Annotated in this window: 17 protein-coding genes; 9 read left to right on the forward strand and 8 right to left on the reverse strand. The window is 46.7% G+C overall.

The features are described 5' to 3' along the window. The first annotated feature begins 70 nt into the window (after window positions 1-70). The 6 genes from ACX0G9_RS11955 to ACX0G9_RS11980 all read left to right on the forward strand — a co-directional run bounded on the left by ACX0G9_RS11955 (window position 71) and on the right by ACX0G9_RS11980 (window position 10,758). The gene (locus tag ACX0G9_RS11955) at window positions 71-1,228 is read left to right on the forward strand and encodes a FecR family protein (protein ID WP_459065138.1); all 1,158 of its coding nucleotides are present in this window, start codon (window positions 71-73) and stop codon (window positions 1,226-1,228) included. Window positions 1,229-1,248: 20 nt separating this feature from the next. Next, a complete protein-coding gene (locus ACX0G9_RS11960) occupies window positions 1,249-4,578 on the forward strand; it encodes a SusC/RagA family TonB-linked outer membrane protein (protein WP_459065139.1) in 3,330 nt (1,109 codons plus the stop codon). A 10-nt stretch (window positions 4,579-4,588) separates the two neighbouring features. Next, window positions 4,589-6,040 (forward strand): RagB/SusD family nutrient uptake outer membrane protein, encoded by a 1,452-nt coding sequence (locus tag ACX0G9_RS11965; RefSeq protein ID WP_459065140.1) that lies wholly within the window; start codon window positions 4,589-4,591, stop codon window positions 6,038-6,040. 304 nt (window positions 6,041-6,344) lie between these two features. Further along, window positions 6,345-8,555 carry an isoaspartyl peptidase/L-asparaginase gene (locus tag ACX0G9_RS11970; RefSeq protein ID WP_459065141.1) on the forward strand — a complete coding sequence of 737 codons (2,211 nt, stop codon included), beginning with the start codon at window positions 6,345-6,347 and terminating at the stop codon, window positions 8,553-8,555. 195 nt (window positions 8,556-8,750) lie between these two features. Further along, entirely contained in the window at window positions 8,751-9,401 is a 651-nt protein-coding gene (gene upp, locus ACX0G9_RS11975) for a uracil phosphoribosyltransferase (protein WP_459065142.1), read from the forward strand. A 349-nt stretch (window positions 9,402-9,750) separates the two neighbouring features. Further along, window positions 9,751-10,758 (forward strand): PorP/SprF family type IX secretion system membrane protein, encoded by a 1,008-nt coding sequence (locus ACX0G9_RS11980; protein WP_459065143.1) that lies wholly within the window; start codon window positions 9,751-9,753, stop codon window positions 10,756-10,758. A 74-nt stretch (window positions 10,759-10,832) separates the two neighbouring features. Here ACX0G9_RS11980 and ACX0G9_RS11985 read toward each other — a convergent pair whose 3' ends face one another. Both ACX0G9_RS11985 and ACX0G9_RS11990 read right to left on the reverse strand, forming a co-directional pair. Further along, window positions 10,833-12,149: an ATP-binding protein gene (locus ACX0G9_RS11985; protein ID WP_459065144.1), complete on the reverse strand. Its 1,317-nt coding sequence runs from the start codon at window positions 12,147-12,149 to the stop codon at window positions 10,833-10,835. A 212-nt stretch (window positions 12,150-12,361) separates the two neighbouring features. Further along, window positions 12,362-12,976, reverse strand: coding sequence for a DNA-3-methyladenine glycosylase (locus tag ACX0G9_RS11990; protein ID WP_459065145.1), 615 nt, complete (start codon window positions 12,974-12,976; stop codon window positions 12,362-12,364). Between the two features lie 94 nt (window positions 12,977-13,070). Between ACX0G9_RS11990 and ACX0G9_RS11995 the strand changes: the two genes are divergently transcribed. Next, window positions 13,071-13,829, forward strand: a complete 759-nt coding sequence (locus tag ACX0G9_RS11995; protein WP_459065146.1) for an EI24 domain-containing protein — start codon at window positions 13,071-13,073, stop codon at window positions 13,827-13,829. A 104-nt stretch (window positions 13,830-13,933) separates the two neighbouring features. After that, window positions 13,934-14,713, forward strand: a complete 780-nt coding sequence (locus ACX0G9_RS12000) for an SAM-dependent methyltransferase (RefSeq protein ID WP_459065147.1) — start codon at window positions 13,934-13,936, stop codon at window positions 14,711-14,713. 97 nt (window positions 14,714-14,810) lie between these two features. Here ACX0G9_RS12000 and ACX0G9_RS12005 read toward each other — a convergent pair whose 3' ends face one another. The 3 genes from ACX0G9_RS12005 to ACX0G9_RS12015 form a co-directional block, all read right to left on the reverse strand. After that, entirely contained in the window at window positions 14,811-15,425 is a 615-nt protein-coding gene (locus ACX0G9_RS12005; RefSeq protein ID WP_459065148.1) for a BRO-N domain-containing protein, read from the reverse strand. A 329-nt stretch (window positions 15,426-15,754) separates the two neighbouring features. Then, window positions 15,755-16,135: a hypothetical protein gene (locus ACX0G9_RS12010; protein WP_459065149.1), complete on the reverse strand. Its 381-nt coding sequence runs from the start codon at window positions 16,133-16,135 to the stop codon at window positions 15,755-15,757. Window positions 16,136-16,247: 112 nt separating this feature from the next. Further along, the gene (locus tag ACX0G9_RS12015) at window positions 16,248-17,642 is read right to left on the reverse strand and encodes a M20/M25/M40 family metallo-hydrolase (RefSeq protein WP_459065150.1); all 1,395 of its coding nucleotides are present in this window, start codon (window positions 17,640-17,642) and stop codon (window positions 16,248-16,250) included. Window positions 17,643-17,773: 131 nt separating this feature from the next. Here ACX0G9_RS12015 and bshA point away from each other — a divergent pair, with 131 nt between their 5' ends. Beyond that, window positions 17,774-18,904, forward strand: coding sequence for an N-acetyl-alpha-D-glucosaminyl L-malate synthase BshA (gene bshA, locus ACX0G9_RS12020; protein ID WP_459065151.1), 1,131 nt, complete (start codon window positions 17,774-17,776; stop codon window positions 18,902-18,904). A gap of 63 nt (window positions 18,905-18,967) precedes the next feature. Here the strand turns inward: bshA and ACX0G9_RS12025 are convergent, their stop codons facing one another. From ACX0G9_RS12025 to dut, 3 genes are all read right to left on the reverse strand, one after another. Continuing rightward, entirely contained in the window at window positions 18,968-20,284 is a 1,317-nt protein-coding gene (locus ACX0G9_RS12025; RefSeq protein WP_459065152.1) for a murein hydrolase activator EnvC family protein, read from the reverse strand. 55 nt (window positions 20,285-20,339) lie between these two features. Then, window positions 20,340-21,098, reverse strand: a complete 759-nt coding sequence (locus tag ACX0G9_RS12030) for a DUF4292 domain-containing protein (protein ID WP_459065153.1) — start codon at window positions 21,096-21,098, stop codon at window positions 20,340-20,342. Window positions 21,099-21,350: 252 nt separating this feature from the next. Continuing rightward, window positions 21,351-21,794: a dUTP diphosphatase gene (gene dut, locus ACX0G9_RS12035; protein ID WP_459065154.1), complete on the reverse strand. Its 444-nt coding sequence runs from the start codon at window positions 21,792-21,794 to the stop codon at window positions 21,351-21,353. Window positions 21,795-21,816: the final 22 nt, after the last annotated feature.

Here is a 21,816-nt window from a genome sequence, read left to right on the forward strand (position 1 = left end):
TCAAAAAATTTTCAAATTCTTTGGGAAATTCCTCCGGAAACTCCGTCTGTATCCTAAAGACCCCTATCTGATGGACATTTCCAATTACACAACAGAGGATTTTGTTTGTGATGAATCTTTCCGGGATTATTGCACTGGCAGCGAGCCGGATGCTATTCAATTCTGGACAAACTGGATAAAAAACCATCCGGACAAACAAGCTGTACTGGAGGAGGCAAAAGCTCTTATTGCCATTCTAAACGCCAAACAGGGAAATCTCGTTGAACAAACCGACCAACTCCGTGACGGCGTTCAGCGGTATGAATTGCTCAGGCAAAGGTTAACCGCTCAAACGGTAACAGCAGGAGCAACCGTAACAGAAGGGGCAGCAGTAACAGAAGGAGCAAATGTAGCAAACGCAACAACCGGACTAAGAGAGGGTAATACTTCTCTTTTTAAGTACGCGACAGGTATCGCCGCCTCGCTCCTTGTAATTTCCATAACCGGTTATTTGCTGTTCTTCAGGAATAAAACGACGCCGTCATCCGATATTGCAGCTTCCCCCATTTCCTTTATCCAATCAGGAAACGAACCTCGCAAGACCGCCATGCTACCAGACGGCTCCGTCGTTACTTTACATAGCAACAGCAGGTTGACCCTGGCCTCAGGTTTCAACAAAACAAACCGGGAGCTGATCTTGTCCGGCGAAGCCTTTTTCGATGTGTCCCAGGATGCCTTGCACCCTTTCATCGTTCATACCGACCATGTAAACATCGAAGTGTTGGGTACCCTGTTCAATGTACAAGCCTATCCCGGGGATGCCCACACCGAAACCTCCCTGTTCAAAGGGAAAGTGGCCGTTTACGTCAAAGGTCATCCCGATCAGCGGGTAATTCTCCTTCCCAGTCAGAAATCAGTGATTGCCAACCATACAGAAAAGAAAGTACCTGTCACCGACACCGTTATCGCCGTGGTTCCACTCGCAGCAGACCCGGTCAGCCATAAGGCAAAGGAAATCGCCTGGGTACGCAATCGCATCAAGATCGTGGACGAGCCGCTGGAAACTATCGCAGCCCGTTTACAGGATTGGTACGGTATATCCATCATTTTTACAGACAATGAAGTGAAGGCCTACCGCTATTCCGGAACCTTTGAGAGTGAAACAGTGGTAAAAGCGCTGGATGCCCTGCAACTCTCCTATCCATTCAGTTTCCGTGTGGAAAATGAAAAGATTATTATTAGTAAATGATTTAAAACCAAACTAACAGCATGAAAACAAAGCTTATTATGAAGATGACTACGCTATTCCTGTTGGTAGCATGCGTCGAATTAAATGCAAAGGGGTTCGGGCAGACGAAGATCAGCCTGCAACTCCGGGAAACCAGCATCAGCCGTTTACTGGATGCCGTAGAAAAACAAACACCCTACCGGTTCGTTTATCATACAGGTACTATCCCCGAAGACAAAAAGATTACCATCACCGTCAGAAATGCCAGTCTTGATGAAGTGCTCTTAAAGGCATTCAGCGGTCTGCCCCTTACGTATACGCTTAAGGACGATAACCTGGTCGTTATCTTTTCTACAACGTCCCGCAGTGTTCCGGACAGAGTAATTAAAGGAAAGGTCACCGGTTCCGATAACGCTCCACTGGCAGGGGTATCCGTAAAAATTACCGGAACCAGCCTTGGAACGACGACTGATGCCAACGGAGGATACAGTCTCACCATTCCTGACAATGCCAGCACGATCGAGTTCTCGCTCGTCGGCTACCTGGAAAAGAAAATGGCAATTGGCCAGCAACAGGTCATTAATATAACCCTGGAAACAGCTGCCAAAAATCTGAACGAAGTAGTAGTGACCGGCTATACCGGTTATACACGCAATAAATCCGCATCAGCCGTAACTGTGGTGAATGCCGATAAAATCAATGAAGTTCCTATTGCTTCTTTTGAACAAGCCTTACAGGGACGTGTACCCGGGTTATCCGTATCTGCTGTTTCCGGCCAACCCGGTACCAGCGCCTCCGTTGTATTGCGGGGCGTAGGAACCATTACCGGAAGTTCTTCTGTTCTCTACGTAATGGACGGGGTACCCATCGAATCCAATGAATTCCAGGCGATCAATCCCGCCGATATCGAGTCGGTAACCGTATTAAAAGATGCGTCCGCTAAGGCACTATACGGATCCCGCGGATCCAACGGGGTCATTGCCATCACATCCAAAAAAGGCAAGTCGGGTAAAGTAGTTGTGGATTATTCCTCCCTCTACGGCGTCTCTACCCTGACCAATTCCAAGGTTACGATGATGAATACGGCACAGCGCAAAGAGTTCGAGGAAGGAATCGGATTGGAAACGGGTGCGGAAGCAGGCCCTTTCTGGACCTATTCCAAACAGAACCCCGACTATTCAACAAAGACTCCGGAAGAAAAAGCCCAGGCCGATCATATCGTCGATAGCCTGCTCACGGTAAATACCAACTGGAGAGATCTTTTCCTGCGTAAAGGCAGTTTTATGGAACAACAGATAAGCGCCAGCGGGGGTAATGAAAATATCCGTTTTTATTCTTCCCTGAATTATTTCAATCAACAAGGTATAGCCAGGACTACCGGTATGAAACGGTATACCCTGAAAAACAATATTGATTTTACTTCCGGGAGGCTGACGGGTAACCTGAACCTGAGCCTGGGAAATTCAAATTCCAATTTTATTCAGAGAGAAGGTTCTTCCAGCGGTCAGAACCCCCTGTCGGCGGTGTACTACGCCCTTCCTTATGAATATCCCTATGCCCCTGACGGCAAACTGGTGACCACCGGCGATGGCGCCGATTACCCGGTACTCGACCAGCGCGAAGGCAGCGATTCCTATGAAAGAATGCTGAATACCACGAACAAAGAAAATCAATTCAAGACCATCCTGGGTACCTCGCTCAGTTACAAACTACTTAATAATCTGGTTGCCAAAACCAGATTGGGCATCGATTTCAGTCACCGGTCATCGGAACTCTGGATCAATCCTGATTCCTATGCCGGACGCCGGGTCTCTAACGGCCGTCTGGGTTATCTTACCGAAGGATTTCTGGAGCGTTATTCCCTGGTCTCTACTTCCGGTCTTACCTATAACAATGTATTCGCCGGGAAGCACGAGCTGGAAGTTTCCGGCCTGTTCGAGTATTTGCAGAACAAATACAAATCCTTCGGTTATACCGGCTACGGGCTCGATAGCCGTTTGCCGCAAACGCCGGCGGGCATCGGCGATCCCGGAACCTATACACCGGATCTGACCGGGTCCAAAACCCAGAATGCCACGGTCTCTTATATCGCGCTCGCACGTTATACTTTTAATAACAAGTATACCCTAAACGGCAGCTACCGATATGATGGTTCTTCGACCGTCCCTTCCAAGTCCCGCTGGCATGGTTTTTATTCCGCAGGGGTTAGCTGGGAAGCAAAAAAAGAAAACTTTTTACAAGACGTCGAATTCATCTCCAATCTTCGTATACGTTCGAGCTACGGGATCACCGCCAGTCCTTTCGCCAACAATTTCGCCTACCTGCCCACCTTTACCCGTGCGTCCTATGGAGGGAACCCTGCGATCGTTCCCAATACTCCCGGTAATGCCAATTACGATTGGGAATATGCCAAGGAATTTAATATCGGATTCGATCTGGGTTTGTTGAAAAGTAACCGGATCCGGCTGACAGCAGAGTTCTATAACAGGATCACCTATAATCTCTTTTTCCCACGTACCGTTTCTGCCACGGCAGGTATCCCTTCAACGGATGACAACGATGCCAATACAATCCCCCTCAGTTCCGGAAAAATGCGCAACCAAGGGGTGGAACTTGATCTCCAGGGTGATGTGATCCGTAGCAAAGACCTCAGCTGGACAATCGGAGCCAATATGGCCTATAACAAAAATAAGGTGCTCGACCTGGGAGGAAATGATGAATTCGAATATGGCTATACGGGTATTATCCGCGTCGGTCTTCCATTCGGCGCACAATATGCCCCCAAATGGGCAGGGGTGGACCCGGCCAACGGAGATCCCTTGTATTATGACCGCGATGGAAAAAAGACAACCGACTATAATGCCTCTACCATGAGTGTTGCCGATTTTGGAACCTATATCCCCGTCATTACCGGGGGTTTTAATACCAATCTGACCTACAAAAAATTCTATATGAATGCCTTATTCGTTTTTACGGCTAAGGTTACCCGCTATAATAATGAGGATTATTATAATGAAAACCCCAGTTTCATCACCAGCAACCAATCCATCCGCCTCTTATACGACCGATGGAAAAAACCCGGTGACATCGCCATCCTTCCCAGGATCGACGCCCAACGGAATTTTTCATCCAAAGATTTCCAGGACGCCTCTTATCTGCGTTTCAGGAATATCAATATCGGCTATAATTTTTCCGGCCCTCTTATCGGCGGTTTAAAATATATACGGGGAATGAAGCTCTATGTACAGGCAGAGAATTTATACACCTGGACAAAATGGCGCGGCTTCGATCCCGAAAATGGCAACGAGTATGCCCGCTTCGCCTATCCTACCCCAAGAACCTATACACTCGGCCTGAATGTTAACTTTTAACTCTACTAGTATGAACCGGAATAATATACCGACCATTTTTTTTACAGCGCTGAATGCTGCAAAACGCCCCTTCTTTATCTTTTTACTGAGCTTTCTTTTCGTTGCCTGTAATAAACAACTCGATCTGAAACCTACCGATACCATCGACCCTTCCAAGGCGTTTCAAAAGGTAGACGATCTTAACCAGGGCCTGGTTGGGGCTTATGCCTCCCTCAGCTATCGTTCCAGTATTTATTTTACCTCTATTGTCACGGACGAATGTATGCTCCCTTCGGAAAACAATACCGGTTCGGGCGTCGCCACGCATAAATGGCAGTACGACGGCAGTTTCGATCATGACGGATGGGAAGGCAATTATGTAGCCATCGATCGCGCGAACCGTGTTCTCGCGGTCATGGACCAGGTAAAAGCCAAACCCGGGGAAGAAGCCCTGAAAACACAGTATAAAGGAGAGTTGCTGGCCTTACGGGCCTATTGTCACCTGGAACTGATCCGGAACTTCGCCGAAAAATATGAGCCTGGTGCCATGGGTGTTCCTTATATGGAAGTCTCCGAGATCAGCAGCCCCGCACGTCTCAGTTTCAGTGAAACCATGGCCAAGATCAACGCCGATCTTGTTCAGGCCAAATCCCTGATCCCAGCCTCTTTTGATGATAATACCCGGATTACGCTTGCCGCCGTTTCGGCCATACAGGCCAGGGTAGCTCTTTATGAAAAGAATTGGGATAACGCTATCACTTATGCGAAGGAAGCGATAAACGCACTCCCCCTGGCCTCGCAGTCTGATTTTGTACAGATATGGAAAGATCAAAGCAACAGCGAAGTATTCTGGAAATTAAAAAGAGTAACAGGCGATGAAACACTGGGCGACGTTTATACCCAGGCCGGCTACCTGGACGATCCTGCCGGTTCCCGTCTTTATTATGCCGCATCTTATAAACTGACCAACCTGTTCGACCAGACTAACGATATCCGTTTTGGGTCTTATATCACCATCGATGCAGGAAGGCTTGCCGCCGGCAAAACACCGAATGTCGTGGTGAAATATATGAGCGACGATGCCTCCAATCCGAACCTGGTTGACATTAAATTATTCAGAACCGGAGAAATGACGCTCATCCTGGCCGAAGCATACGCCTATAAAAACAATTTGCCCGCAGCCTCGGATGCGCTGAACGGTTTACGCGCCGCAAGGATTACCGGTTATACGGACGAATCATTCGCCGACCAGCAATCGCTGATCGATGCGGTCATCACCGAACGTTTCAAGGAGCTGGCTTTCGAAGGGCACCGGCATTTTGATCTGAGAAGATATAATCTGCCGATTTCCCGCAACCCGGAAGATGCGGTGAATGCCTTGGGCGCCGTGTTGCTGAAACCTACTGACGCTCAATATGTTTTCCCAATCCCGAACACGGAATTGCGGGCGAATAAGAATATGAAACAGAACGACGGGTACTAATATCGTGGCGCATTTTAAATAACGGAGCGAAGCGAACGTTAGGAACGAGGTGAAGCGAGGAACGAAGCTTTAACGAAGTTCGGCGCCATGATATTAGTACAAATTTGCGTCGCGACCGGGGGGCTGCCCCCCGGTACCCCCCGATGGGTGAGGACTTGCGTAGGTTTGAAGACATGGTGTTTGTAGAGAAATGGATATTTGTGGGGTTCATGTGGGGTTCATGTGAAATGGGTACTTGAGAAGACATTAATTTGTCAGGATTTGACGCATTTAGATTTTATTGGAGTAGATAAATTATTAGGAGATGATAACCGGAATAAAACGACAGCCTGTTTTTTTGAAGAGCGTGATTCTTTCGTTCTTCGCCTTTCTTTTTCTTCATTCGACTACCCAGGCGCAGGTTTCGTCAAAAGTTCCTTCGCCTGCAAAATCAACCGGCAAAATCCTAGCCGGGCAATCGACAGATAATGCTAATCCCGTATCAACCACTGGAAAACGAATCGCGTCCCTTGGTGTTACCGGCGATCCGACCGATGTAAAGACAAAGACCAGTGGCGGGGTAGCCCTGATCGGAGGAGGAGGTGACGTAGAAGGCGCCTTTAAATGGATGATCGACAGGAGCGGTGGCGGAAATGTGGTGGTAATCCGTGCTTCGGGAGATTACCTTTATAACGAGACCATTTATAAGCTGGGGAAGGTCAGGTCCGTTGAAACCTTGAGGATCGATTCAAGAGAACTGGCCAATAACGAAGAAGTAGCCCGGGTGATCCGGAACGCCGAAATGCTGTTTATTTCCGGCGGCGACCAATCCAATTACATGAATTTTTGGCGGGGCACCAAAACAAATGATGCTATCAATTACCTGTTGAATGTAAAAAAAGTGCCTGTTGGCGGCACCAGCGCCGGTTGCGCTATTCTTACCGGTCTTTATTACAGTGGGGAAGGCGGCAGCGCAACCGCGGAAATTCTGAAAAACCCTTACGATACCATCGTGAAATTGTATAATAACGATTTTCTGAAACCTCCTTATTTGAGACAGGTCCTCAGTGATCAGCATTATATCAAAAGGAACAGGCCCGGCAGGCATGTCACCTTTCTCAGCCGTATCATCACCGATTGGCATATTTTCCCCAAAGGAATTGCTCCGGATGAAAAAACGGCCGTATGCATTGACGAAAAAGGACAGGCGCAGGTATTTGGCGCAGGTAAAGCCTATTTTCTGCTCACCGATCCGGCACATGCTCCTGAAAGCTGTCAGCCCGGAAAACCGCTTCAATGGATGGCTGGTAATAAAGCGATCAAAGTATATGAATTGCAGGGAACCGAAACGGGCAATGGAAGTTTCTCGGTGGCCGATTTTTCCGAAACCAAAGCTAATGGAGGGAAATGGTCCTGGTGGTGGGTAGATAAGGGAGAGCTTGTTAAAGAAGGAGAAAACGGAACTGCGGCAATCATAACGGAGGGAGCCCCGGCAAAGACGAATACCGAGAGCGTTAAATATGTGATGGCCATACACGGAGGCGCGGGCACCTTATTGAAAAAGAATATGACCCCGGAAAAAGAAGCCGCCTATCGGGATGGTTTGCAAAAAGCGCTGGAAAAAGGATATTCCCTGCTTAAGGAAGGTAAATCCGGAATCGAGGCCGTGGAAGCGACTATCCGGATCCTGGAAGACAATCCCTTATTCAATGCCGGCAAAGGTTCGGTTTTTACGCACGATGGACATAATGAAATGGATGCGGCCATTATGAATGGCAAGACGCTTGCGGCAGGTGCGGTTGCCGGGGTTCGTACCATCCGCAATCCCATTACCGCTGCCAGGGCTGTCATGGAAAGATCGGAGCATGTACTGCTGACCGGAGCCGGAGCAGAACAGTTTGCTAAAGAAGCCGGATTGGAATTTGCCGACCCTTCTTATTTCCGTACCGGGCAGCGCTGGCAAGATCTGCAACAGGCATTGAAGGAAGACTCCCTCAAAACCGCAGCAGGACAGCCAATACCAGGACGCACACCAGCATCAAATTCCGTGTCCGATCCTCAGGCAACCATAAATTCCAACCTGCTGCCAAACGGGAAATTCGGAACTGTCAATGTCGATAGTAAATTCGGAACCGTCGGTTGCGTAGCCCTGGACAAAAACGGCGACCTGGCCGCAGGTACTTCCACAGGAGGCATGACCAATAAAAAATATGGCCGCATCGGAGATTCTCCCCTTATCGGAGCAGGCACCTATGCGAATAATGAAACAGTTGCTGTCTCCTGCACAGGCTGGGGCGAATTTTATATCCGCAGTGTGGTGGCTCATGACCTTTCCGCATTGGTAGAATACAAAGGGCTTTCCGTCAGGGAAGCAGGTAGAACGGTGATCGGAAAAATGGGCAGACTGGGCGGTGACGGAGGCCTGATCGCCCTCGATAAGAATGGTCATCTTTCTATGCCTTTTAATACGGAAGGGATGTACCGGGGATGTGTAACTGAAGATGGAAAGATCGAGATTTATATTTATAAGGATTAGGTTATTCCTAAGGGGATGATGAGTAGCACTGCTTTGGATCAAAATTTCCTGAAAATCTCTCCCATTTTTGGACTGTAGATGGATTCACCGGGGTGAAGGCCCGTCAAATCGGTTCCTACGATAAATTTAATCCCCGAAAGGGGTTCCTGAGCCGTTTTTTAATGTAGGTTTGTTCCGTCAAATATACTCTTCGATATGGTCGTAAACCTAAGTGAGGAATATTCCCTCCTATGCAACTGGATCAGCGAGATCCGCGATGTGGACATCCAGGCAGACCGGATGCGTTTTCGCCGGAACCTGGAACGAATTGGGGAAGTCGCTGCTTACGAGATCAGCAAAACACTGGCTTTCGAAGAAAAAGAAATTCAGACCCCGCTGGGAATGGCTTCGGCCAAATTGCTCCGCGATCAGCCCGTAATCGCTACTATCCTCCGCGCCGGACTGCCCCTGCACCAGGGTCTGCTGAATTTTTTTGACAAGGCCGACAACGCTTTTATCTCCGCCTATCGCAAACATCAGCGCGACGGAAGTTTCGAGATCAGCCTGGATTACGTGTCCTGCCCGGAACTGGAAGGACGGGTCGTGATCATATCCGATCCCATGCTCGCTACCGGCGCTTCGTTGGTTAAGACCATTCAATTCCTGCGGGAAGAAGGACATCCTTCCCAGATTCATGTCGTTGTTGCCATCGCCTGTACCGTCGGGATCGAATACGTGCTGCGCAGCGAGCCCAATTGCCGGATCTGGTGCGGTGATATCGATGATGAACTTACTGCAAAAGGTTATATCGTTCCAGGATTAGGCGATGCCGGAGACCTTGCGTTCGGAGTTAAGGTACAAATGTGACCCTTTCATTTAATATAAGCGTTTCTACCATAAGATGTGGTTGAATTTACAGATATGTCGTATTCATTTTGAACCACTTATAAAAAAAAGACCGATTTTTACCCGGCAGTTGGCAGGTTTCATTTTTTTTGTCTATTTTTCGACAATATATCCTCTAAATCCTTGTTGACAGCCAACCGTTAGATCATTTTTCACGTCTTATTACTTAGTGCCGGCAGACTTGTATAATTCTGCAAACCTGTATTATTCTATTGATAACGAGAGACCTTAACTGTTTATGACAACCACGTCGCAAGAATCCCAAAAAAAGGCAAATAATCCGGTAAGGAAAAGAGGGACACTTCTTCTATTGCTAGGCATATTTTTGCTGGGAGAAAATTCCATGGCCCAGGATCCGGGATTTTCACAATTTTTCGCCTCCCCGCTCACACTGAATCCCGCACTAACCGGTAAATTCAATGGAGTAGTCCGCGTAGCCGGTAATTATCGAAATCAATGGCCAACCATCAATAACGCCTTTATCACTTCGACCGTTTCGGTGGATGCCCCTATCATGAAAGGGCGCCTTCCCGATAACGATACATGGGGCATCGGGCTGATGGCCATGACCGATAGGACATCCAGCGGCATCCTGACCAGTAATTTCCTTTCCTTTTCTACGGCCTATCATAAAAGCCTGGACGAGGACGGGCTACACCAGCTAGGCGTTGGCTTTCAAGGTTCTTATGCCAACAAAAGTCTTGATGGCACACGTCTTACCTTTGAAGATGGGCTGCAATTAGACGGCACCTGGCTGCGCTCCCCATCCGAACCGATAAATTCCCAAATGGTCAATGTTCATTATTTCGATATGAATTTAGGTGTTCTCTATAATGCCTCGACGAACGGGAACAATAACTACTATTTCGGCGCCTCCGCCTACCATCTTAACCACCCCAAAGAGTCTTTCCTGGGTGTCGATACGATCAATGTTCCTACCCGGGTCACCGCTCATGCAGGCGGTTATTTTCCTGTAACGGGGACCTCCAGCACCATCTATTTCAGCGGCATGTTCAACTCCCAGGCCGGAGCGCATGATTTTGTCCTTGGAGGCGCCTGGCAGGTCAATGCCAATAACGACGAAACAGATCCGGTAAATTTTTATGCCGGCATGTGGGCCCGGTTCAGCAATGTTACTGATGCGGTCATTCCCTATGTTGGGCTGGACTATGGCAGCTTTAACCTGGGTCTGACCTATGATGTGAATGTCTCCTCCTTAAAAACTGCATCTCAGAGCAGGGGCGGTATCGAACTCTCGTTGATCTATATTAAAAAAGCTTCCGATGGACGCAAGGGCGTGCCTTGTCCGAGATTTTAGGGGATGTTCTCTGGAATTTTCTCCGACCTTCTTACAGTTTTCCCGACTTTTTTCCTGACGCCTTTTTCAAGTGATCAGGAAAACTTTAAAAGTCTTTCCGTATAATCGATCATAAATAAGGGGATATTGAGCAGACCCTCGTCTTTTTTGAGATTTTTTAAGGAATAACGAATCCGTACAGGAGGATGATAAAGTTCGTTATACACCGTAAGGCTCTTGCTGCGTATATTATCATCCGATTTTACTTCAATAGGAATTATCTCGTTTTTTACCTGAATAATAAAGTCCACTTCGGCCTGATTTTTTGATGCCCAATACCGGGGGGCCCCCTCAAAATTCGCAATCAAATGCTGTAACACATAGTTCTCGCTCAATGCCCCTTTAAATTCTGTAAATAAACGATTCCCTTCACGTACCGCAATGGGATCAAGTAAGGAAAGCCGCCGGAGCAAACCTACGTCAAGCAGATAAAGCTTAAAGGCCGTAAGGTCATCATACGCAGAAATAGGCAACCCTGGTTTGGAGATCCTGGATACCCGCTGTACCAAACCCGCATGGGTAAGCCAAAGTAAAGCATCTTCATATTCACGGGCGCGTGCTCCATCCCTTACTGTCTGATATAGAAATTTTTTATTATCCCTCGCTAATTGAGAAGGTATGGAAGACCAGAGATGGTTAATCCTGGGAACGTCTTTATGCTCCGCATATTTGGAGAAATCAAGCGTATAAGCATTGTTTATATTAAATAGCACCTGTTGTGTTTTGTCCAGGTCTTTTTTTTCAAGCAAGGCGACTACGGCTTCCGGCATTCCTCCGCAAATAAAAAACATTTTAAGTTTGTCCAGCAAAGTATTGAAAAAGATATCCGGCAACGGTTCGATCCGGTTAATACCCTCCAAATAAGAAAATAACTTCGGATCTTCCGCAGACAAGAACTCCGAAAAACAGATAGGGTTTACACGTAGAAAATCGACCTTCCCTACCGGGAAGGCGGTCCCTTTTGACATAGCCACCCCCAATAAGGACCCTGCACAGGCTACTGCATATTCCGGAGCGTTTTCACAAAAGTACTTCAGGGTGTTAAGGGCATCATTACATTCCTGGATTTCATCAAATATGATCAATGTTTTTTCCGGCAAAATCTCCTTTCCATGTACCAATGATAAATTCTGTATGATGCGTTTCACATCCTTGGTACTTTCAAAAAACTGTTTCAGCTCCGGCTGCTCCTCGAAATTAAAATAGGCAGTACTCTCAAATGCCGTGATCCCAAAATGTTTTAATAGGTAGGTTTTACCTACCTGCCTTGCCCCCTGTAATATGAGCGGCTTACGCCCCGGGTCACTTTTCCAGACTGCTAATTTGATTTGTATCGTCCTTTTTAAATCCATATTTCACAGGTTATCTGCCAATTATGTGATAAAATTCACGAAAAAGGCACATAAGTCGTGTAAAATTAAGAAAAAGATGAAATAGAGATCCTTTTTTATTGAAAAAATGGACCATTAAGGCCAAATTTCACGAGTTATCTGCCAATTATGTGATAAAATACACTAAAATGGCACATAAGTCGGGAATCCAAAATATAAACGGCCTTTTGAGGCTATTTTATTTTTCCGCTCACATATTTATTACCCTTCACATAAAACCGGTATGGCAGCAGGGCATCTTCCGCCGCATAATCCACACCGATACGGGGAGAGATCCCGATCTCCGCTTTCCTGTAACGAAAACCATCATCAGCAATATAGACATCTTCCTCCAACAGGCTGGTCCCCGTATGCGGAACGCCAAGCCCCAAGGCCCTGGATAAATTCCCCGGTCCACGGGTCAGGGTATGATCCAATTTAATTTTGCCCGAACGCTCCAACATAATGGGTATACCTTCCAGGGGTTCCAATGCCCGGACCAGGATGGCATGGGGAACGTCTTTTCGGTTAGTCACTACATTGAACAAATGATGGATACCATAACAGAGGTATACATATGCTCTTCCGGGCTCACCATACATGATCTCCGTACGGGCAGTCCGCCGGTTCCCATAGGCATGGGATGCTTTGTCCACGGCTCCGTTATATGCCTCCGTCTCCACGATACGGCCAGAAGTAAATTGATTGTCAAAACTGGTTATTAAGATTTTCCCTAATAACTCGCGGGCGACCTTTGCAACGTCTGAGCGACCATAAAAAGAATAATCCAGTTTTTTTAGGTCAGCCACCAAATAATTATTTTAAGTTTGACGATAGTAGCCATTGTCAGGAATTAGTTAAGCCATTGTTTGTCATAACAAAGTAAACAAAAAGAAGTCCACCTTGCTCAAAGAAATTATCATAGCCATCCAGTCCTATTCCAAGGCCCATCACTTTATTACCAAACACAAGCTATGGAAATGGATCATTATCCCGGGAATACTTTATACCATCCTTTTCTGTATTGGCATGTATTTCTTCTGGAATTCCTCCGATACCGCCGTTACCTGGCTCAGCCATGTGATCGGGATCGAAAGATGGCTGCACCACCAGCAAAGCGCCACCCTGAGCTTTTTCTTTCTTATGGGGGGCATAATGGTCAGGCTGGTCCTGGTTTTTTTCTATTTTTCCCTTTTTAAATATTTATTCCTGATCATCGGATCACCCCTGTTCGCCTACCTCAGTCAGCAAACGGAAGCCATTATCAACGGCAAAGAATTCGTCTTTCAATCCGATCAACTGTTGAAAGACATGGCGAGGGGCATTCGCCTGGCCCTTCGTAACGGTCTCTGGCAAACTGTCTATACGGTATCCCTGGTCCTTCTTTCTTTTTTTCCCCTCATCGGATGGATCACACCGGTAATTTCCACTTTTGTGGAATGTTATTACTATGGATTCTCCATGCTTGATTATAGCTGTCAGCGGCATAAATTGTCACCTGCGGCCAGTATCGCCTATATCAGCCAGCACAAGGGCCTTGCCATCGGAAACGGGTTGGTCTTTTACCTCATGCATTTCGTTCCTTTCGTAGGCTGGGTACTCGCTCCTTCCTATGCCGTTGTAGCCGCTACCATCAGTCTTTACCACCAGAATCTGGAATAATTTATAATGTTCAGGAACTCCGGATAAACCCGGACCTTTGGGTTAAATCCATGCCGGAGAATTACGGCTATGCGGTATTTATAACGAAAAAGCATAAGCATATAATGGTTCCTTCAAAATCGACTCTTTACCTGATCCCTGCCTTTCTTGACGAACACTCCTTAAAACCCCTCCCCGCGTATCTATTGGATGCCGTAAAAGAATGCAAGGTATTTTTCGTAGAGAACGAACGCAGCGCACGCAGATATTTGAAATCCCTCTGGAAAGAAATGATCATAGATGATTATGAATGGTTCACGATTCACAAGGCCGAAGACCAGGTTAAAGCAGCGCTCCGCCAGAAATTAAAAGAAGGAAAGACGATCGGCATCATCAGCGAAGCCGGATGCCCGGGCATTGCTGATCCGGGCCAGGCATTGACTGAAGTGGCTCATCAGGTTGGGGCTACGGTCCGGCCTCTCGTTGGCCCCAGTTCCATCCTGCTGGCACTGATGGCCAGCGGAATGAACGGTCAGCAATTTCGATTTGCCGGTTATATTCCCGTTGACAATGCCGCCAGAGCAAAGGCCCTGAAAGACCTGGAACAGGACTCCTTTCAAAGAAACTGTACACAGATCTTCATAGAAACACCCTACCGCAATAACCCCCTCCTGGAAACGATCCTTCAGACCTGCCGGCCAACCACCCAACTTTGTATTGCCGTCAACCTGACCTCTCCGGAGGAATATATCCGGACCAAAACCATCGCAGAATGGAAACAGGATGCAACTCCGGGAAGTGCCGGCAACTCTGGGAATAAGGGATCCCAGGGAGGCGGAAAAGACAGAGGCAAGCTGCCGGATCTCCACAAAAAACCCGCGATCTTTTGTTTGCTGGCGAAATAAGGCAATGGCTCAGAGAGAAAACACAAATACGATGAAAATAAAAACAGCTTATCACGTTTAATGATAAGCTTCTCTTTTAGAAATCCATTTGTTAAAACTATCCCTTCTTCAATTTCCTTATTTTAGCCTCTGGCAATCCCTTGTAATTTTCTTTGCTAACGACCTTTTGTCCTGATTTTTTTTCCAAATCCTCCCTTGCTTTACCAGCCACATCCCCACCATCCCGGGCTGCCTTTTGGTTATCGATAAAACCCTGTGCATCCTTATTCCGGGCAATTTCCGTGGTAGAGGCTTCTCCCAACATGGTAAAGATCAACTCAAGGTCCGTCATGTGGTCTCTAAGATTCGCTGAATATTTAGCCAGGCCTTTATGATCTTTGTGCTCGGAAGGCGTAATCCCAAAGGTAGCCTTGCTGATCTCGGCTGTTAAAATGCTATACTCTTTGCCTTCTTTTACTCCTCTGTTGCTCCATTCCCCGGTTAGGACATCGCGCACCTCAATGCTCCTAGCTCTTTTTTCGATCCACTCATCGCTGTAACCTTTCGCTTTGTAAAGATTCCGCATCCTAGCCTGCGCCAGCTCAGGGTTTTCAATTTCCTGGATCCGTTCATAGCCTACCTGGGAAAGCCAAAGTTTAAAAGGTTCAGCCTTTGGAGAAGGAATGGACTGTATTAAACGCAGTAATTGCTGAGTATCAGCAACATCAGTCAAATAAAATTTGCCATCTGCCGATTCAAGCTTCAGTTGACTACAAATTGTAGTCAACTGACTACCTTCATGCTTAAGTCTTGTTTTTAAAACGCTCCAATACTTTCTCGGATTGGGCTCTCCGTCAAAATCTCTACGACATCGACAATACTAAAAAACCATTTCTGCTCTTCTTCGTTCCAAACAGAACGGACTTTTTTTGCTTTCGAATAATTTTATATTGCTCATATATTGAAAATTGAGCAACTAAAATACTATCATTTTTAGCATAAAACTAATTATACTAGCATGTATTTTGTCCAATATTTATCCCCAGCCAGAAATTTAAAAAATTATTGTTTGGAAGGATCCGTGATGGCAATTATCTTGTCCACCACAAACTCGCTATAACCACGCCAGGGAAGAGCGCCGATATATTCTTTATAATGAAGCTCGACATTTTTACCGCTGTTCAACATGAGTATCTGTGCCACCGAATCATCAGCAATGGAGAATTCAAATTCATAGGATTGTATCGTATTGGGCGCCTTTGACCGCAATCCATTCTGAATGAGTTTGCCTTCATAGGTCTTGAATATATATCCTTTCTTTACTACATAATTCAACTCACCTGCTTTTACGCCTTCGCCCAGCACAAAATAATACCGCACAAGCAGGAAGATCAACAAACCGCCAACTAATAACAGTAATGCAATACGAAGAAATTTTTTCATGGAATTTTTATTAGAATTTTATCAAATATTATTAATGCGGTTACAAATTACTTATGCCGGAATCTTATCCGATTTTCCCTTGAGTCCAAAAGTTATCGTCCTTACTCCCCCTTTAGGGGGTGGGGGGCGCAAACTCATATTTATCCACCAGGTAGATGAGTGCGGCAATATTTACAGCACCCAGTTCCAATTCCCGTTTGTTCACATTTTCAAGAACATCGTTCGCAGCGTGGTGATAGTCAAAATACCGCTGCGTATCGGGTATCAATTCTCCCACGGTCACGCCAGTCTGCTCTCCGATGGCTGCTACATCGGCGCCTCCGCCTCCCCTGGTAAATTCGTATACGCCATAGGGTTGTAATAATTTCAACCAGGGACGAATGCCGGCCAGCTTTTCTTCCGACAGGGAAAGACGAAAATTACGGGGAGTAAAACCACCCGCATCGCTTTCCAGGGCAAATACATGCTTCTCCTTTTTCAACACCGCCTCTGCTGCGTATTTTTTCCCTCCGCTGCCGCCCTGCTCTTCATCCGCAAACAGCACTACCCGGATCGTATGACGGGGTTTGTACCCGATGGCCTTCAGGGCGCGTAATACTTCGATCGAATGAACACAGCCTGCACCATCATCCTGTGCACCTTCCGCAGGATCCCAGGAATCCAAATGGCCGCCGACAGTAATATACTGATCGGGAAATTCGCTTCCGGTAAGCTCGCCTATCACATTATGGCCAACCGTATCGGACAGCTTTTGAGCCAAAAGGCGGATCCAGACATTTACATCTCCTGCCCCTTTTTCCCTGTTAACCAGTAACCGCTCCAGTTTTTCGGCATCCCTCAGACCCACCGCAGCTGCAGGGATCCTGGGAAAGGAATCATTATAATACATGGCCCCCGTATGCGGATTATTGTCCACCGAATGAGACATCGAACGTACTAACACACCCACCGCTCCATAACGGGCTGCCCGGCTGGCGCCAAAGACACGATAGAGTACCGCATCTCCGTATGCCCGGAATGTCTCGACTAAACGCTGGTTGAAAGGGTAATTATAAAAAACGATCTTTCCCTTTATTTCATTTTTATGCTGTTCTAATTCGTCAAAGGACCGGATCATGATTACAGGCGCCTTTAATCCTTTAGACCCCGTACCTACAGACCCGCCCAATGCCAGGATATTAAGCGAACCCTTTTCACATCCCGCTGTATCCTTCCCGCCTCTTATCCAATGGGGGATCATACATTCCTGCAAATAGACCTTATCCGCACCTGCATCCCGTAAAGCCTCCTGCCCCCATGTTTCCGCCTTGTAGAACTGAGGACTCCCGGACAGTCTCCCCCCGATAGTCTTGGTCAGTTTATGTAAATTACTGTATGCCTTGCCCTTTAACAGGATATCGTCCGCCAATTGGCGGATCAACAGGGAATCCGATTGGGTAAATCCCGACTGCCAGGCTATTATACCTGAAAATAAAAATAAGCTTAGCCTGAACAATCTACGGTCCATGAATGTTAATTTTCGCTAAGTTAAGGATTTTGACCTGTGCGGGAGAGCTTTTAGAAAAGGTTTACCTTCGGGCGCATTAAGGATTGCCAGAAGACTCATTATCAATAAAATCTACCATTTAATCTTACGATATGCGGATTGGAATTGTTTGTTACCCTACATTTGGCGGAAGCGGCGTCCTGGCGACGGAACTAGGAAAGGCACTGGCTGATAAAGGCCACCAGGTCCATTTTATTACTTATCAGCAACCGGTCAGGTTAAACGAATTCAATGCGAATATCTTTTATCACGAAGTGCGAGTGACCAATTACCCTCTTTTCGATTACCCTCCCTATGAAACGGCTCTGGCCAGCGCCATGGTGGATGTGATCGTCAATCATCAACTGGATCTTCTTCATGTACATTATGCGATTCCCCACGCATCGGCTGCCTATATGGCTAAAAAGATTCTGGAAACCCAGGGCAAATGGATCCCGGTCATTACCACTCTTCATGGTACCGATATTACCCTGGTCGGCAGGGATAAGACCTTTGCACCCGTAGTTGCCTTCTCCATCAATCAGAGCGATGCGATCACAGCCGTTTCGCAGAACCTTCGGGATGAGACGTACAAGATCTTTACCATTGAAAAAGAGATCCGGGTCATCCACAATTTTGTCGACACGCACCGGTTTCACAAAAAACCTATCGATGCTTTTCGCAGAGTGATCGCACCGAACGGTGAAAGGATCCTGATGCATGCCTCCAACTTCCGCAAAATAAAAAGGGTCCAGGACGTCGTACGCATCTTCGATATCGTCAATAAAAAGATGCCCTGTAAATTATTATTCGTAGGCGACGGGCCTGAACGGCCAGGAGCGGAAGACTTATGCCGCGAACTCGGCCTGACCAACGATATGCGTTTTGTCGGCAAACAGGAACAAATGGAAGAGATCCTTGCCATCGCCGACCTTTTCCTGCTCACTTCCGATTATGAAAGTTTTGGATTGGCAGCCCTCGAAGCCATGGCAGCCGGAGTGCCCGTAATCTCCACCAACGCCGGAGGTCTTCCTGAGATCGCCGTACAGGGAGTGACCGGTTATTTAAGTGATGTGGGTGATATTGAAGGAATGGCCGCTCATGCCATTTCGATCCTGGAGGACGACGAAGTATTAAAACGTTTCAAACATAATGCCTTAAACCATGCGAAAAAATTCGATATTCATAATATCGTGCCGCAATATGAGGCTTTGTATAACCGGTTCCTGGCGACTGCGCACTGATACTGATCCACTAATTACAGTCTTATTGTTACCATTATCTTATAGTTATCAGTAAAAGCATTCCTATCTTTTCAGCCATCTCTCCGGATCGAACATATGATCTTTTTCATCGGAAAGAAGAAATTCCAGTTGGGCGATTTCTCCCACGCGTCCCAGGATCTGGCCTGTCTTGACCTGCTCTCCTTTAGTAACGGAGACCGTGGATAAATTACTATAGGTGGTAAAGTATTTCCCGTGACGGATGACTACCGCATTAACATCGCCCACACTGAATACACTCTGTATTTCACCCTCGAAAACCGCTTTGACAACGGAACCTGCACTGGCATCGATGGTAACGCCCTGGTTATTGTGAATAATCCCTTTGATATATTCGTGAGGTCCGAAGGCCATTGATATGGTTCCGGATATCGGCCAGGGCAGGTGCCCTTTGTATTTTTCAAAATTGCCGGATATATTCATATCTTCTTCACTGGTAAAGACTGTCTTCGAAGACGATTTGATGGGAATCATCGGGTTTCCCGGATTATTGCCGGCCACCGGATTATTCTTTGGAGCGGAGGTCTTTGCCGATGCCGCCTTTTCCGCTGATCCGGCTTTATCTGCCGATTCTTTTTTCTTAGCTTCCTTGATAGCCGCATCCCTTGCCCGGCGTATGGCCGCAGAAATAGCCCCGTTGAGGATCTGATCCTGTTTTTGTTTGGCGACCATCTCTTTTTTCAATTGTTTCTCCTGGGATTTCAACTTGGTTACGACTGCATCTTTTTCCTTTTTTTCGTCTTCCAGGATGGTGCGTTCTTTATTTTGTTTTTTCAGGGCCTCATCCTTTTCCCCCCTTGTTACTTTCAACCCATCTATCTTACTCTGCAATAACTGCTGTGTACGTGATATATTTTCCGCCCTTTCCTCCCGGTAAGCCCGGTAGGATTTGAGATATTCGATCCTTTTCATGGCATCGTTAAAACTGGTAGCGGAGAAAATAAAGTTCAGAAAATCATAACTGCTCCTGTTTTTATAAGCGAATACGATGCTCTCTGCATACTGAGTACGCAGGGTATCCAGTTCCCGGCGCAATTTCAGGATCTCCCTCCAGGATTCGTTCATATCATTCTGGATATAATTGATCTGGGAATTAATATTCTGAATGGCCGATTCCCGCAGGCGGAGGCGGCGTTGCAACAGGGCCAGCTGACCCAGTGTCTCCTTCTTATGGTTATGCGTCTCATCAAGGGACCGCTTGACATCCTCGATCTCCTTCTGAATAGCAGCCCTTTCCTTTTCCAGGTCGCTACGACTCTGGGGAGCCTGCGCAATTACCCGACCGGATAAGAAAGCCAATATCAAGATGAAAACTGAGCCTCTGAGCCATGATTTTAACATAATCCCTTTTGTTTGATTAAGTTACCCATTTAATCTGAATATACTCCTGTAACGCTTATTTACGTTTATAATTTTTGGGGATGGTAAAAGAAAAACTTAAAGGCTCGTTAAATTTGTATTGTTTGTAGGCTAATTCGATATCCAGTTTGGATTTATCCGCCACAGAGATCTTCCGGTAAGTGGAAAAGAGCAGGCCATCCCGTTGTTCGTAATCCCCGTAAGTGAGATCGCAACTCCGGGGCCGCATGAGATCATTCACATCCAGTTTGCTATGTTTCAAGGTTTTGTCGTTTGCATTTAGCGTAAGGTAATTATTGAATAGGGACCCTACGCTCATTAATGAAAGGCCGGAGGGTTCCGACCGATAGAAAAGGATATTGCTGGTATCCATAAAAACAGGATTGCCGATAAGCAGATCCTGCAAGGTTTTGAAATCCAGAGGAAGATGGATCTCCTCCTGCAGGAAACTAACAGAACGAAGCCGCACAACTTTTTTCTGTTTGTCCAGGATCTTTACACTATCCGGCGTTATCAGCATCCGGAATACTTCGATCCCCACTACCGCCACTATATTGACAGACATCCAGATCATGCTGTCCTTCTTCATATGAATAAAGGTCTTCAGCTCATAGTCCTTTCCGTCCCCTCCCTCATAATGTACTTTCATCTGCGCGGAGAAAGTCTGAAAATCAATTTTGTTCTTTTCCAGCTGGACCAGGGTTTGCCGGATCAATTTCAGGGAATCCGCCCGCAGGTCTTCCGGAGGAGCAGTTTCAATAATTTTTACAGTATCCTTTCTGGCAGGGGTTGCCATGACCTTCCTGATCTTTTTGGTCGAACGACAACCTTCAGTTATCCCGATCAATAGAAAAATCAGAACTATACACGTTAATCCACGCCCCAGCCCCCTAAAGGGGGAGTTTGGAAACATGCTGCGATTATTGTTATTCGTATTCATTTCTTTTTTTCTTAAGGAACTGCTTTTATCTTTTCGCTTCTACCCATTTCTTTAGATCTTGCTCACTTTTGCTCTTGTCCTTTACTCCCCCTTCAGGGGGTAGGGGGGTTACGATTTTCCCGTATGACCGAATCCCCCTGCATTGCGGGCTGTAGCAGTAATCTCCTCCGCAGTTTCCCAACCGATCTGTTCCACCCGGGCAATCACGATTTGTGCAATCCGGTCTCCGGGCTGAATCGTTTGTTCTTCCTGCGATAAATTGATAAGAATAACCCTGATCTCTCCCCGGTAATCGGAATCGATAGTTCCCGGAGAGTTGAGGACGGTGATCCCTTGTTTGGCAGCTAGTCCGCTACGGGGTCTTACCTGGGCTTCATATCCCTGGGGTAATTCAATATAGAGTCCCGTCGGCACCAAATGCCGCTCTAAAGACTTCATTACAAGCGCATCGGGAATATAGGCCCGGATATCCATGCCAGCCGACCCCTCGGTCGCATATTCGGGATTGGCATTAACAGACTTATTAATGATCTTTACATTGATTTTTGACATGGCGCGAAGGTAAGGAACTCCC

Source organism: Flavitalea flava (assembly GCF_054461575.1).